Origin of the sequence: Pseudarthrobacter sp. CC4 (genome assembly GCF_048957775.1) — a bacterium.
GTDB lineage: Bacteria > Actinomycetota > Actinomycetes > Actinomycetales > Micrococcaceae > Arthrobacter.
In genome coordinates, this window is sequence record NZ_JARCCZ010000003.1 from 278,400 (window position 1) to 292,358 (window position 13,959).

Annotated in this window: 12 protein-coding genes and 2 tRNA genes; 13 read left to right on the forward strand and 1 reads right to left on the reverse strand. The window is 66.0% G+C overall.

The window, feature by feature from the left end:
* The first annotated feature begins 160 nt into the window (after positions 1 to 160).
* From PV768_RS04045 to PV768_RS04080, 8 genes are all read left to right on the forward strand, one after another.
* The gene (locus tag PV768_RS04045) at positions 161 to 1,003 is read left to right on the forward strand and encodes a hypothetical protein (protein ID WP_421092332.1); all 843 of its coding nucleotides are present in this window, start codon (positions 161 to 163) and stop codon (positions 1,001 to 1,003) included.
* Between the two features lie 125 nt (positions 1,004 to 1,128).
* A complete protein-coding gene (locus PV768_RS04050) occupies positions 1,129 to 1,872 on the forward strand; it encodes a class F sortase (protein WP_421092333.1) in 744 nt (247 codons plus the stop codon).
* Between the two features lie 107 nt (positions 1,873 to 1,979).
* Positions 1,980 to 3,032, forward strand: coding sequence for a 3-isopropylmalate dehydrogenase (locus PV768_RS04055; RefSeq protein WP_323056521.1), 1,053 nt, complete (start codon positions 1,980 to 1,982; stop codon positions 3,030 to 3,032).
* 104 nt (positions 3,033 to 3,136) lie between these two features.
* Positions 3,137 to 4,249, forward strand: coding sequence for a branched-chain amino acid aminotransferase (locus PV768_RS04060; protein ID WP_157241881.1), 1,113 nt, complete (start codon positions 3,137 to 3,139; stop codon positions 4,247 to 4,249).
* A gap of 82 nt (positions 4,250 to 4,331) precedes the next feature.
* On the forward strand, positions 4,332 to 5,132 hold the full coding sequence (locus PV768_RS04065) for an MBL fold metallo-hydrolase (RefSeq protein ID WP_323056520.1): 801 nt from the start codon (positions 4,332 to 4,334) through the stop codon (positions 5,130 to 5,132).
* A 41-nt stretch (positions 5,133 to 5,173) separates the two neighbouring features.
* Complete coding sequence (locus PV768_RS04070; protein ID WP_321213817.1) at positions 5,174 to 5,950, forward strand: fumarylacetoacetate hydrolase family protein; 777 nt, start codon at positions 5,174 to 5,176, stop codon at positions 5,948 to 5,950.
* 50 nt (positions 5,951 to 6,000) lie between these two features.
* Positions 6,001 to 7,515: a glutamate--tRNA ligase gene (gltX, locus tag PV768_RS04075; RefSeq protein ID WP_421092334.1), complete on the forward strand. Its 1,515-nt coding sequence runs from the start codon at positions 6,001 to 6,003 to the stop codon at positions 7,513 to 7,515.
* Entirely contained in the window at positions 7,515 to 8,252 is a 738-nt protein-coding gene (locus PV768_RS04080; protein WP_157241885.1) for an HAD family hydrolase, read from the forward strand. Before gltX ends, PV768_RS04080 begins: the two co-directional genes overlap by 1 nt.
* Here the strand turns inward: PV768_RS04080 and PV768_RS04085 are convergent.
* Complete coding sequence (locus PV768_RS04085; protein WP_421092335.1) at positions 8,249 to 8,902, reverse strand: hypothetical protein; 654 nt, start codon at positions 8,900 to 8,902, stop codon at positions 8,249 to 8,251. The two genes, PV768_RS04080 and PV768_RS04085, sit on opposite strands and share 4 nt — an antisense overlap.
* Positions 8,903 to 9,062: 160 nt before the next feature.
* Between PV768_RS04085 and PV768_RS04090 the strand changes: the two genes are divergently transcribed.
* The 5 genes from PV768_RS04090 to PV768_RS04110 all read left to right on the forward strand — a co-directional run bounded on the left by PV768_RS04090 (position 9,063) and on the right by PV768_RS04110 (position 13,937).
* A tRNA-Gln gene (locus PV768_RS04090) sits at positions 9,063 to 9,134 on the forward strand.
* A gap of 137 nt (positions 9,135 to 9,271) precedes the next feature.
* Positions 9,272 to 9,347 (forward strand) — tRNA-Glu (locus tag PV768_RS04095).
* Between the two features lie 120 nt (positions 9,348 to 9,467).
* Positions 9,468 to 10,523 carry an acyltransferase family protein gene (locus PV768_RS04100; protein WP_421092336.1) on the forward strand — a complete coding sequence of 352 codons (1,056 nt, stop codon included), beginning with the start codon at positions 9,468 to 9,470 and terminating at the stop codon, positions 10,521 to 10,523.
* A 7-nt stretch (positions 10,524 to 10,530) separates the two neighbouring features.
* Complete coding sequence (locus PV768_RS04105; protein WP_416235539.1) at positions 10,531 to 12,324, forward strand: dynamin family protein; 1,794 nt, start codon at positions 10,531 to 10,533, stop codon at positions 12,322 to 12,324.
* Entirely contained in the window at positions 12,321 to 13,937 is a 1,617-nt protein-coding gene (locus tag PV768_RS04110) for a GTPase (protein ID WP_157241889.1), read from the forward strand. The genes PV768_RS04105 and PV768_RS04110 overlap by 4 nt, the downstream gene beginning before the upstream one ends.
* Positions 13,938 to 13,959 lie beyond the last annotated feature (22 nt).

The window sequence follows — 13,959 nt, forward strand, 5'->3', positions numbered from 1 at the left end:
GAACGTGTTAGCAAACTGACAGTTCGCATCTGGGAGAACCGTCGCCCCGATGCTGTCTGTTTGCCTTTGACCCGTCACATTGGGTTGACCCGTCAGGTTGGGGCGGTGCGTTCTCCTTCGCGTCTGGACAGTCTGAAGCAGACTATTGACGGAGACGGAAATGAAACGGATCCTTGCCACCTTGGGAGTCACAAGCCTCGCACTCTTGGGCGCAACAGCCACGGCATTCGCCACGGGTGAATCGGGCGGCGGTGAAAAAATCACCATCTGTCACGCCACGGGATCGGAAAAGAACCCCTACGAGTCAATCACGGTTGACCTCCATGCGTTGAACGGCCACGCCGGTTCGCACCACCAGCACAGCGAGGACATCATCCCGGCCAACAACGGGAAGGTCCTGCCTGGTGGCCAGAACCTGGACAAGGTCGATGTGTGGAACGCCGGTTGCGCCGAGCCCGGCGGAAGTCCCGCCGGGCCGCCCAAGGACAACGACAAGAAAATCACCATCTGCCACGCGACGGGATCGGAAAAGAACCCCTACCGGGTCCTTGACATTGCGCTGCAGGGCCTGAACGGCCACGGTGGCGCCCACCACCAGCACAGCGAGGACATCATCCCGCCGAACAGCGGAAAGGTGGTTCCGGCCGGCCAGAACTGGACCGCCGCCGGGCAGGCAACCTTCAACAACAACTGCGTTCCCGTGGAAGTTACCACGACGCCGCCGACGACCCCGCCGACGGTACCGCCCGCGGGCAATGTACCTCCTCCTGCCGGTGGAGTGGTGCCCGGAACGACTCCGCGCGGCGCTGTTGCCGGAGGCGGAACCGGTGCAGTGGCCGCGCCAAACCAGGGCTTCAACGTGCAGACCGCTGTTTCGGCTTCGTCCGGTCCGGGTGCAGCTCCGTGGCTTGGCGGACTGGCCGCTGTGATGGTCGCCGGCGCTGCCCTCGCTGTCCGGAAGACGATGGCTAGGACTGCCGTCCGCGGACAGCAGCGCGGATAGCGCGTGGTAGCCGCCGCCCCGGCGGCATTCGGGTAAAAGGGACGCGAAGCGCCGTGCAGGTGTTGCACGGCGCTTTGCGTCTCCCGGCATTTTCCCCACGCTGAACCGAAGCATGAGGACAATTCATGGCAGGTAATGACCCGGAGGAAGTACCGGGAGAGAACGCAACATCCGGCACAGCCGGCCACGGTCACGGGCTGTCAACTCTCAGGACCGTTGTTCTGCTGGCCCTGGCCGGAGCCGTGGGCTTCCTTGCCGTGGCCCTTCTCCCTGCGCTGGTTGAGCCCGGGGCGCGGACGTCGCCGCCGGGCGGCGCAACTGCGGTGGCCTCAGCGCCCGTTCCACTGCAGTCCGAGACGGGCGCCGTTTCAGTTTCCCCTGTTCCGGCCATCACCCCGGAAGTGCCGTCGGCCGCCGCCGGGCCGCCGGCTGCTCCTCCGGAGCGGCTGGTCTATCCAGCTGCTGATATCGACGTCCCCATCCATCCGCTCGATCCGAGCAGCTCGGACGTTGCCTCCCAGACCATAATTCCGCCGCCCACCATGGACGGATACTGGCTGACCCCCTACGGAATGCCGGGGGCGGGCTCCACCAACACCACCTACGTTGTGGGCCACAGCTGGCAGGACCTTGAGGCGCCCTTCAACCGGCTCAGTTCAAAGGCGGCAGCGGGGGACAGGCTCACGGTTGCCACGTCCGCGGGTGAGCTTGAATACCAGGTGGACTCTGTCACCACGTACGTAAAATCGGGACTCAAGGACAGTCCTGTCTGGGATGTTGCGCCCAACAGGCTGGTCCTCATCTCGTGCTACACGGACGACCTCTGGGGCACGAACGTCGTTGTCAGTGCCTCCCCGGTAGCCCAGTGAGTGCCGCCCAGCGCCTCCTGCCGCCCGGCGCTGCGGCGGCCCTCGGCATCTTCTCGAATATTGAGACGGCTTGACCAGCATATGGATGTTTTGGCTAACCTGAATCCATGAGCGCATCCTCCATTGATCTTGCAGTTATTCCCGGCGACGGCATTGGCCCCGAGGTGATTGCCGAGGCCATTAAGGTCCTCGAAAAGGCCGTGGCAGCGGAGGGCGTGGAGCTCAAGCAGACCCACTACAAGCTCGGTGCAGAGCACTGGCTGGCCACCGGGGAGACCCTGCCGGACGAGGTCCTGGCGGACCTCCGGACCCGGGATGCCATCCTGTTCGGCGCGGTGGGCGCCGCCCCGGGAGACACGCGTATCCCGTCGGGACTTATTGAACGCGAGATGCTGCTCAAGCTCCGCTTCAGCCTGGACCACTACGTCAACCTGCGGCCGTCCCGGCTCTATGGAACGGTGGGAAGCCCGCTCGCCAACCCGGGCACCATTGACTTCATCGTGGTCCGCGAGGGCACCGAGGGGCCCTACGTGGGCAACGGCGGCACCCTGCGTGCGGGCACGCCCCACGAGGTGGCCACCGAGGTTTCACTGAACACTGCCCACGGCGTGGAACGGGTAGTCCGGGACGCGTTCCGCCGGGCCAGCGCCAGGGAGCGCAAGCACCTCACCCTGGTCCACAAGCACAATGTCCTGGTTTACGCGGGGCACCTGTGGAAGCGCACCGTTGAGGCGGTGGCGCAGGAGTTCCCGGAGGTCACCCACGACTACCTCCACGTGGACGCCGCCACCATCTTCATGGTCACCGACCCGTCCCGCTTCGACGTGATAGTCACTGACAACCTTTTCGGCGACATCCTCACCGACCTGGCCGCCGCGATCACCGGCGGCATCGGGTTGGCGGCATCCGGCAACATCAACATGGACCGCACGGCCCCCTCCATGTTCGAACCCGTGCACGGGTCCGCCCCGGACATTGCGGGCCAGGGCAAGGCAGACCCAACGGCTGCCATCCTCTCCGCTGCGCTCCTGCTGGACCACCTCGGCTACGCCGCAGCCGCCCGCAGGATCGAAGCGGCAGTGGTTGCCGACGTCGAGAAGCGCGACGGCGGTTCACGCACCACAAGCGCCGTGGGCGACGCCATCGCCGCCGGGCTCTGACACCGCGCCAGGGGCTCCGGCATCGGGCGTAAGCTTGTCTCGAATCACCAAATGCCGCCGCGCCGTTCAGTGCTGAACACGGGGCGGCCGATCGTGGAGGAACCATGACCCAGACCGCCCATGGCGTCGAATTCAGCCAGCAGCTTTCGGCCAACCCGAAGTCTGCTGAAGAGCGTGCAGCCATCCTGGCCAACCCGGGATTCGGCAACCACTTCACCGACCACACCGCCGTGGTGGACTACAGCGTGGACGAGAACGGCCACGGCGGCTGGCACAACGCCAGGATTGAACCGTACGGTCCCATCGTCCTGGATCCCTCTGCCGCCGTGCTGCACTACGGCCAGGAGATTTTCGAAGGCCTCAAGGCCTACCGCCATGCCGACGGCTCCATCTGGTCCTTCCGTCCCGAAGCAAACGCGGCCCGCCTGAACAAGTCAGCCCGCAGGCTTGCCCTTCCCGAGCTGCCGGCTGAATACTTCCTCGGAGCGATCCGAGCCCTGGTGAACGTGGACAGGGACTGGGTTCCCGGCGGCGACGGCGAGGCCCTCTACCTGCGGCCGTTCATGATCGCCACCGAGGCCTTCCTGGGTGTGCGCGCCGCACGCGAAGTTTCCTTCCGGGTGATCGCCTCACCGGCCGGCAACTATTTCGGCGGTGAGCTGAAGCCCGTATCCATCTGGATCTCCCGTGAATACGCCCGTGCCGGCCGCGGCGGAACGGGCGATGCCAAATGCGGCGGCAACTACGCCGCGTCGCTGATTGCCCAGCAGGAAGCAGAAGCCAACGGCTGCAAGCAGGTCCTGTTCCTCGACCATTTCAACGACAATGCAGTCGAGGAACTGGGCGGCATGAACGTCTTCTTCGTGATGAAGGACGGCTCGCTGGTCACCCCCGCGCTGACCGGCACCATCCTGGAAGGCATCACCAGGATGTCCGTCATCCAGGTGGCCAAGGACATGGGCCGCCAGGTCACCGAGCGCAAGATCACCCTTGACGAATGGCGCGACGGCGTTGCTTCCGGCGAGATTGCCGAGGTCTTCGCCTGCGGTACCGCAGCCGTCATCACCCCGATCGGAGTCCTCAAGGACGCCACCGAGTTCATCGGCTCCGAGGACGCCAAGGCGGGGGAGACCACCATGGCCATCCGCGAGCAGCTGCTCGGCATCCAGACCGGAACTGTCCCGGACACCCACGGCTGGCTGACCCGCCTGGCCTAGGCGCCCACTTTCCAGACGCGTACGACGGCGCCTGCCGGACTTTGCTCCGGCAGGCGCCTTTCGCGTCTGCAAGGATGGTGTGGTGACTTCAGCTTCCGGCCCCGTCCTGCAGCGCAGCTCGGCCCTGACCCGGTGTCTCCTGGCGCCCAATCCAGGACCCATGAGCCTGGCGGGGACCAACTCCTACGTCCTGCACGCACCCGGTAACCCCGGCGCTGTGGTGGTGGATCCCGGTCCGTTCGACGAGGCCCACCTGGAGGCCCTGGCAGCGGCAGGCCCCGTGGACCTCATCCTCATCACCCACCGCCACGCGGACCACACAGCAGGTTCCGCCCGGCTCCATGGCTTGACCGGCGCCCCCGTGCGTGCCGCCGACGCCGTCCACTGCCACGGGAGCGGCACTCCTTTGCAGGATGGCGAAGTTCTTTCCGCCGCGGGCGTGGACATCCGGGTGGTGGCCACTCCCGGCCACACTTCCGATTCCGTGTGCTTCCACCTCCCCGGCGACGGTGCCCACGGCTCGGTCCTGACCGGGGACACCATCCTGGGCCGCGGCACCACAATGATCGACTACCCTGACGGGACCCTCGCGGACTACCTTGCCTCCCTCGACCGGCTGGAAGCGATTGGCCCCGCCACAGTGCTTCCCGCCCATGGTCCCGTTCTTCCGTCGCTGGCGGAAATTGCGCGCGCCTACCGCAGCCACCGCCTCGAGCGGCTGGAACAGGTCCGCGCTGCGCTGGACACCCTGGGCCGGGACGCAACCGCCCGTGACGTCGCCGGCGCGGTGTATTCCGACGTCGACCCTTCCGTGCGGCGGGCCGCTGAAACGTCCGTGGCGGCGCAGCTCCACTACCTCCGGGGCACTGCGGCCCAGACGTAGCGCTGGCAGGCGCGGGGTGGCGAGACGGTAGGGTAGGAGCCATGCGTATTGCCAGGTTTGTCGTTGATTCTGATCCCCTCTACGGCGTTGTCGAAGGTGACACGGGCAGTGAGGAAATCACTGTCATCCACGGAGACCCGTTCTTCAACGGGGTGGAGCGCACCTCCGTCCGCCACAAGCTGGAGGACGTCCGGCTGCTGGCCCCGATCATTCCCCGCAGCAAGGTCATCGGCGTGGGACGAAACTTCGTGGAGCACGCGCATGAACTCGGCAACGAAGTCCCGGCCCAGCCCCTCCTGTTCCTGAAGCCCAACACCGCCGTGGTGGGCCCCAACGATCCTGTAGTGCTGCCGGAGTTCTCCGAGGAAGTCTCCTTCGAAGCTGAGCTCTGCGTGGTCATCGGTAGGATCTGCAAGGACGTCCCTGAGGACCGCGTGGATGACGTCATCTTCGGCTACACGTGCGGCAACGACCTCACTGCCCGGGACGTTCAGAAAACCGACCTGCAGTGGACCCGGGCCAAGGGCTTTGACACCTCCGCGCCGCTGGGCCCGTGGATCGAGACAGAGCTGGATACCGAGGACCTGCAGATCCAGGGCAGGCTGAACGGGGAGCTGCGGCAGGACGGCAGCACCAGCCAGATGGTCAGGGGAGTGCGCGAGCTGGTCTCCATTGTGTCCCAGGCTTTCACCCTCCTGCCCGGCGACGTCATCATGACGGGGACTCCGGCCGGCGTAGGACTCGTCAACGCGGGGGACCGCTTCGAAGTGGAGATTGAGGGCATCGGCCGCCTGTCCAACCCCATCGTGCGCCGCTGACGCCAGGCCCGCCTTCACCCCTGGCGGCAGACGGTAAAGTTGGAGCCACTATGACTACTGCTTCTGCGTCGACTGCTGCCTCCTTGCCCTCCGTTTCTGCCGACACTCCCGTACGGGTCCGGTTCTGCCCGTCACCCACGGGCACCCCGCACGTGGGGCTGATCCGCACGGCACTGTTCAACTGGGCCCATGCCAAGCACACCAAGGGCACCTTCGTCTTCCGCATCGAGGACACGGACGCTGCACGCGACTCGGAGGAGAGCTACCAGCAGCTGCTGGAAGCATTGAAGTGGCTCGGCATCACATGGGAAGAGGGCGTGGAAGTGGGCGGGCCCCACGAACCGTACCGGCAGTCGCAGCGGCTGGACCTTTACAAGGACGTCGTGGCCAAGCTGATCGAGGCCGGCTACGCCTATGAGTGCTACTCGTCCCCCGAGGAGGTCGAGGCGCGCCACCGCGCGGCCGGCCGCGACCCCAAGCTCGGCTACGACAACTTTGACCGCGAGCTGACCGAAGATCAGGTGGCTGCCTTCAGGTCCGAAGGCCGGCAGCCGGTGCTCCGGGTCCGGATGCCCGATGAAGACGTCACGTTCACCGACCTGGTCCGCGGCGAGATCACCTTCAAAGCCGGCAGTATCCCGGATTACGTCATCGTGCGTGCGGACGGGTCCCCCCTGTACACCCTGGTAAACCCCGTGGACGACGCCCTCATGGGCATTACCCACGTACTGCGCGGCGAGGACCTGCTGTCCTCCACACCGCGCCAGGTTGTCCTCATCCGCGCCCTGATGGAAATCGGTGTTGCCAGCTACATGCCGGAGTTCGGCCACCTGCCCTACGTGATGGGCGAAGGCAACAAAAAGCTGTCCAAGCGTGATCCGCAGTCCAACCTCTTCCTGCTGCGCGACCGCGGCTTCATTCCCGAGGGCCTCCTGAATTACCTGTCCCTGCTGGGCTGGAGCCTGTCCGCGGACGAGGACATCTTCACCGTGGACCAGCTGATCGAAAACTTCGATGTCCACGACGTTCTGGCCAACCCTGCGCGCTTTGACATCAAGAAGGCCGAAGCCATCAACGGGACCCACATCCGGATGCTCGCGCCGGGGGACTTCCGGGAGCGGCTGGTGCCGTACCTGCGCACCGAGGGCTACGTGGGGGAGCAGCTTACGGCGCGGCAGGAGGAAATCCTCACCGAGGCCGCGCCGCTGATCCAGGAGCGCATCACGCTCCTGGGCGAGGCGCCCGACATGCTCGGATTCCTGTTCAAGGATGACGACGCCATCGATGTAGCGGACGACGCCCGGAAGGGACTTCCGGAGAACCTTGGGGAGGTCCTCGATGCGGCAATAGCCGCCCTGGACGGCGTGCAGGAGTGGACGGCGGAAGAAATCCAGGCTGCCCTGAAACGGACCCTGGTTGAGGAGCTGGGCCTCAAGCCCCGGCTCGCCTTCGGACCGGTGCGTACGGCTGTTTCCGGCCGCCGCATCTCGCCGCCGCTCTTCGAGTCCATGGTGATCCTCGGCCGGGAATCCTCACTCCGCAGGCTCCGGGCCTTCCGCGGCTGATGTCAGCTCCCACCGCTGCCTCCACCAGTTTCCTGGACACGCCCTTCGGGGCGGTGCGGGGGATCCTGTTCGACATCGACGACACACTGGTGGACCTCGAGTTCTCGATGACAACCGCGCTGCGGGAAGTCAGCGAACACCTCCTGCCCGGACTGGACCAGGCCGGGTGGGAGAGGTTCGGCCGTATCTTTACGCACGAAACCACCCACTATTACGACCGCTACCTGGCCGGTGAACTCACGTTCAACGAGCAGCGGCTGCTGCGCGGCCGTGCCGCCCTGGGCCACTTCGGCGTCGAGTTGGACGAGGGCGAGCAGTCCCACCAGTGGCTGGCGGCCTACATTGAAAAGCAGCCCGCCTACGTAAAGCCCTTTCCGGATGTCATGCCGCTGCTGGACGTCCTGGACCAGGCAGGCATCCCTTACGGGGCGGTCAGCAACAACGTGCATGATTACCAGCGCGCCAAGCTGGACGGAGCCGGACTGGAACGCGTCCGGCGGCTGGTGGGGACGGACACGCTGGGCGTGGCGAAGCCCGATCCGGCCATCTACCTGGAAGGTGTCCGGCTGCTGGGTACCGCACCGGCCGACACGCTCTATGTGGGCGACAACCGGCTCCTGGACGCGGAGGGCTCGACGGCGGCGGGGCTGGTCGGCGTTTGGCTCAACAGGGTGGGGGAGCCGGTGGCGGAGTTTGAAGGCAACGCCGTGTCCTCGCTGGCAGAGCTGGTCGGCTAGGAAGCGCTCCGGGCAGGGGTCCGGCCGTCCTCCCCGCCCGGGGAAGTTCCGCTCTGCTCGGCCCGTTCACGCAGGCCGGCCAGCATTTTGCGGATCATCCAGAAGTCGGCAACCTCCAGCAGTGCCGAGAATGCAATGGATGCGGGCGACCACCGGATGCGGGAGCGGATCCGGGTGAGGAGCCGGGTGGTTCCGTCCGGTTGCGGGTCAAGCTGCCAAACCCATGTGGTGTCACCCGGGGTTCCCCAGACCATGGAGCGCGGGTAGTCCATTGAGTAGACGTTGATACCGTGCTTGCCGCCCGGACTCATCGGCAGTGTGTCGCCCGGTTCCAGGGCCTGCCATTCGGGGCGGATCTGCCTGGCGCTGGGACGTCCGAGGTTGTCCAGCAGGTCATAGCTGTACCACCCGGCCCGCCGCACCCCGACCTGGACAAGCCAGGGCCAGATCCGTTCGGGTGCAGCTCCGACTGAGATGGCACGGGTGGCGTTGAAAGTCGGAGACCGCACCAGGTCATCACCCGGCAACGCCCGGGCCACCTCATCAGGGGTTGCGCCCCACGTCAAGTGCCGGGGGCGCCAGGCCCGAGCCCACGCCGCGACCCCGGCCGCACCGAGCAAACCGATGACTGTCCGCGCCCTCCAAGCCATTCCGTCGCCCCTTCCGTCCGTCCATTCACTATGCAAGGCTGTCGTGGCCAGCATCACCCGCGCCGATTTGTGCGAGCCAAGAGTCTCAGGTAAAGTAATTTCTCGTGCTGAGGCGCACGGAGCAGGGTAAAGCCCCTGAAATCCGGCCCGAAAGTATCATTGGGATATGGTGTAATTGGCAACACTACGGTTTCTGGTACCGTCATTCTAGGTTCGAGTCCTGGTATCCCAGCTCTGGTTTGAGCAGCAGTTCGAAGCTCGAAACAGACGGTTTCAGCCGGTCCGCCGATTTGAAACCAAAGCAAAGTGTGTGAAAGAATCACTGAGCTTGATCAGCGGAAACGCTGGCAAAAGTACGGAAATGTACACGGCCCCATCGTATAGCGGCCTAGTACGCCGCCCTCTCACGGCGGTAACGCGGGTTCGAATCCCGCTGGGGTCACCACCGAAATGGTCCCGGGCAAACGCCCGGGGCCATCTTTCTTTAATGCTTCGGCAAACCTGACATGTTTCTTGGGGAAGCTGCCATACCTTGAACCCAAATCGAAGCCATTTGGGGGAATCTGTGCTGGGAAGCCGGTTTGCCGGAAGCAAGAACTCTTTGAACGCCATCCGGCTGGTATTGGCCTCGGCTGTCATCCTGTCCCACTCCTGGTGGCTGGGAGGCTATGGGCCCGAGCCCAGTCCGGGGAGTGTAAAGCTCGGCAGTTGGGCTGTGCTGGGCTTCTTCGGGATTTCTGGATACTTGATAACGCGAAGCAGGACACGGGCGAGTTCAGCCGGCAGTTACTGCCTAGCCAGGTTTCTGCGGATCTTCCCCGGCCTTGCTGCTTGCGTGACCGTTGTAGCTTTTGTGATTGCCCCTGTTACGGCCGCCTCGACGGGCCGGCATTACTCGCTTTCCGATGCTGCGGTCTACTTTGTCACCAATCTGTCCGCCGGCACCCCCTTTATCGCAGTCGGGGGCATTCCCGGGTCGCTTGAAGGCCTGCCAGACCCCCGATTGTGGAACGGCCCACTGTGGACGCTGTTCTGGGAGATCGCCTGTTACATCCTGATCGGAATAGTGTTCCGGCTTTTCCGGCCCGACTTAGTACGCCTCGCGCTGCTGACTCTCTTCAGTGTCGCTTCAGCCGCTGCCGTGGCCGTCGACGCCGGTTGGATCGCCGCGCCCGTGCGTAACGACTGGCCCCTTATACCTGTCTTGTCGTTTCTCGCAGGAGCGTTGATCTACCTTTTCCAGGATGTCATTCCCGCGAACCCTACAACCCTCGTGCTTGCCGCCGGCCTGGTGGTCCTGGTGTCATCCTTCGGCTTCGCGTCATCCTTGGTACACCTTCCCCTGAGTCTTTTCCTCATCCTGGGGTCACTGTATCTTCCCCTCTTCGGAGTGGGGTCCCGCTATGACGTTTCGTTTGGTATCTATATCTATGGTTGGCCTGCGCAGCAGTTCCTTGCCGCCCTCGGGCTACACTCCGTTGTGCCTCCTTTGGTGTTTGCGGCTGCCTCGTTACTGCTGGTAGCACCAGTTGCGTGGCTGTCCTGCCGCTACGTGGAGAAGCCGGCCCAGCTATGGCACCGCGCGCAGGGCGTACGGCGAACAGTTCGGGAACTGGCATGATGTTGCTGTGACCTCCCGGAACGAGCAGGATGCCCCGCAGGATCCGCAGCGCAAACCTTCCGGCAGTGCTGCGGCCTCGGCGGCCTTAACGCTGCTCGAAGAGGTGCGCAATGATCTTGCGGCGGCGGAGCTGCCTCTTGCCCTGCCGGATGCTGAGCAGGCGCGCCGCGAGGCCGCCAGCGCCGTGGCCCAGCTCGATGACTACATCCTCCCGCGGTACCGCAGCCTTGACGCTCCGCTCCTGGCCGTCGTCGGAGGTTCAACCGGAGCCGGCAAGTCGACACTCGTGAACGGGATCGTAGGCCACCCGGTAACCCGTGCAGGCGCCATCCGCCCCACTACCCGCCAGCCCATCCTCCTGCACCACCCGTCGGAGGCGGCCTGGTTCGAGGGCCAGCGCGTGCTGCCGAGCTTGAACAGGATCCGCGGTTCCATCGTCAGCAGTCCCGTGCCTGCCAACCGGGCAGGAGCGGTTCCGGACGCCGCTGCAATGTCATCCCTCGTCCTCGTGTCGGACCCCGGGGTGCCCGCAGGAATCGCTGTCCTCGACGCCCCCGATGTGGATTCCATCTCGGATGACAACCGCAAGCTGGCAGCCCAGCTGCTGGCCGCCGCCGACCTGTGGGTCTTCGTCACCACCGCCAACCGTTATGCCGACGCCGTTCCATGGAAACTGCTCCTGAATGCAGCCTCGCGGGACATCATGGTGGGGGTGGTCCTGGACAGGGTCCCTCCGGCGGCGGAGGCAGAAGTCAGCGAGGACCTGCGCGGCCTGCTGGACCGCGAAGGCCTGGGGGCGGCGCAGATGTTCGTGATACCTGAAACCAGCCTGGATCCCATGGGCATGCTCCCCGCCGGGGCGGTCCAGCCGCTGCGGACCTGGCTGGCAGGGCTGGCCGCTGACGCCGCCGGCCGGTCCGACATTGCCCGCCGCACGCTGAACGGAACCGTCAGGGCGATGGCGGAGCGTGTCTCTGCCGTTGCGCAGGCAGCACGGGAGCAGCAGCATGCGGCCGCGAACCTGGAGGGCGCCGCCGTCTCCGCCTATGAGGCCGCTGCGGACCGCATCCTGGACGCGACAAGGGATGGCGCGCTCCTGAGGGGCGAAGTGCTGGCCCGCTGGCAGGACTTCGTGGGCACGGGAGAATTTTTCCGGGCCCTCGAACAGAATGTGGGCCGCTTCCGTGACCGCGTGGGTGCCTTCTTCCGGGGTGAACCGGCGCCCGCGGTAAGGGTGGAAGCAGCCATCGAGACAGGCCTGCAGGCTGTCATCGTTGACGAAGCAGCCAACGCCGCCGAGGACACGGACCAGCACTGGCGCAACGACCCCGCCGGCCGGCAGCTGCTGGGGACTGATGATCTCTCCGGCACGACGCCGGGCTTCGAGGACCGCGCCGCCGCCGAGATCCGGGCGTGGCAGGAAGCACTGATGGAACTGATCCGCACCGAGGGCCAGGGCAAGCGGACCCAGGCGCGCTGGCTGTCCTTCGGCATCAACGGGCTGGGCGCCGCGCTGATGATCGTGGTGTTTTCGATGACGGCGGGACTCACCGGACTGGAGGTGGGCGTAGCAGGAGGCACCGCCGTCGTGGGCCAGCGGCTGCTCGAAGCGGTTTTCGGCGAGGACGCCGTCAGACGGATGGCCGAACAAGCGCGCAAGGACCTGCACGCCCGCTGCCAGCGGCTGCTGCAGGAGGAGAGACGCAGGTTCCTCGCCCGGCTGCCGGAATACGACGGAAGCGCGCCCGAAGCCCTCGCCGCCCACGCCGCATCACTGCTCCGGCTGGCGGACAAGGCATGAGCCGCCACAGCGATACCCGCGAGTCGTCCCGGCTTGACCGGCGGCTCTCAGCCCTCAACGATGCCCGGGAACTTGGCGAAGGAGTCCTTCCGGATGAGTCCCTGCAGGAGGTCTTTAGCGTCCTGGAACGCGCAAGTTCACGGCGCTCCCTCTCCGCCGACCACACCGTGGTGGGCTTCTTTGGCGCCACAGGAAGCGGAAAGTCCTCCCTCTTCAACGCGGTCAGCGGCGCGGAAATTGCGACGGCGGCAGCCCGCCGTCCCACCACATCGGAACCTTTGGCAGGGGTGTGGGGGGCGGAAGGCAGCGAGCCGCTGCTCGACTGGCTCGAAGTCCGCAACCGCCATCACGCCGCCGCCGTCGATGGGTTCGCGGACGAAGGCACCGGCCTGATCCTGCTGGACCTGCCGGACTTTGACTCCACCAAGGCGTCCAACCGCGAAGTGGTGCAGCGGATGGTGGGGCTGGTGGACGTGCTGGTGTGGGTCCTTGACCCCCAGAAGTACGCGGACGCTGCCGTGCACAACGACTTCCTGTCCCGCCTGGCCTCCCACGGAGCCGTGACCCTGGTGGTCCTCAACCAGGTGGACCGGCTGCCGGAGCGCGATGTGCAGCCCGTCCTGGAATCCCTGCGCTCCATCCTTGCCCGGGACGGACTTGGCAAGGTCCAGGTGCTTGCGGCCTCCGCCTTGACGGGGGCCGGGGTGGACCAGGTCCGTGCGGCCATCCGTGGTGTTGCGGTCAAGCGGAAAGCCCAGGCCCAGCGGCTTGCAGCGGATATCTCAAAGGCGTCGGCCGACCTTGGTGCCGTGTCGGGCGAGGGGACTGCTGCCGGTGTCCGGCCTGCAGCCAGGACACGCCTGGCTGATGAGCTGGCCATCGCAGCGAACGTGCCGGTGGTGGTGCAGGCGGTGGCGCAGTCCTACCGGCTGGAGTCAGTGAAGCGCACGGGGTGGCCGGTGACCCGGTGGTTGTCCAGGTTCCGTGCGGATCCGCTGCGCCGGCTCAACCTGCGCAGCGCGGCGCCGTCGGAGTTGAACCGGACGTCGCTGCCGCCGGCAGGGGCGCCGGAACGGGCGCGCACGGACGCAGCGGTGCGGGAGTTCGCCGACGCCGCCAGTGCCGGGGCCCCCGGCCCCTGGCGTGCAGCCATTCGGGGGGCCGCCCGGGAAGGTAGGGAGCGGTTGCCTGATGCCCTGGACCAGGCCATCGCCGGAACGGACCTCGCCGCGAACCGTAAATCCTGGTGGTGGGGAGTCTTCAACGTGGTGCAGTGGCTGGCCCTGCTGACTGTGCTGGGTGGCTTGGGCTGGCTAGGTGTCCTGGCGGCACTGGGATACTTCCAGATGCCCGTGCCGGAGGTGCCCCGGGTCGAAGGATGGCCTGTGCCAACGCTGATGATCGCTTTTGGGGTGGCCTTGGGGATCTTCCTTGCCATCACGGGCCGCTTTATTGCAGCCGCCGCGGCCAATGCACGGGCGGCGAGGGCACGGAAGCGGTTGAATGCCGCCGTGGCCGCGGTGGCGCAGGAACTCGTCGTGGAACCCGTGGAGGTGGAGGTCAGCCGGCTGGCCGGCTTTAACTCCGCGCTCCGGACGGCTGCGGCCGGATAGGGCCTGCGCGGCCGGGCAGGCG

What these genes read in the sequence shown, in the direction of transcription:
- PV768_RS04045 (WP_421092332.1), top strand. Translation starts at nt 161, where the DNA reads ATGAAACGGATCCTTGCCACCTTGGGAGTCACAAGCCTCGCACTCTTG.
- PV768_RS04050 (WP_421092333.1), top strand. Translation starts at nt 1,129, where the DNA reads ATGGCAGGTAATGACCCGGAGGAAGTACCGGGAGAGAACGCAACATCC.
- PV768_RS04055 (WP_323056521.1), top strand. Translation starts at nt 1,980, where the DNA reads ATGAGCGCATCCTCCATTGATCTTGCAGTTATTCCCGGCGACGGCATT.
- PV768_RS04060 (WP_157241881.1), top strand. Translation starts at nt 3,137, where the DNA reads ATGACCCAGACCGCCCATGGCGTCGAATTCAGCCAGCAGCTTTCGGCC.
- PV768_RS04070 (WP_321213817.1), top strand. Translation starts at nt 5,174, where the DNA reads ATGCGTATTGCCAGGTTTGTCGTTGATTCTGATCCCCTCTACGGCGTT.
- gltX (WP_421092334.1), top strand. Translation starts at nt 6,001, where the DNA reads ATGACTACTGCTTCTGCGTCGACTGCTGCCTCCTTGCCCTCCGTTTCT.
- PV768_RS04080 (WP_157241885.1), top strand. Translation starts at nt 7,515, where the DNA reads ATGTCAGCTCCCACCGCTGCCTCCACCAGTTTCCTGGACACGCCCTTC.
- PV768_RS04085 (WP_421092335.1), bottom strand. Translation starts at nt 8,902, where the DNA reads ATGGCTTGGAGGGCGCGGACAGTCATCGGTTTGCTCGGTGCGGCCGGG.
- PV768_RS04110 (WP_157241889.1), top strand. Translation starts at nt 12,321, where the DNA reads ATGAGCCGCCACAGCGATACCCGCGAGTCGTCCCGGCTTGACCGGCGG.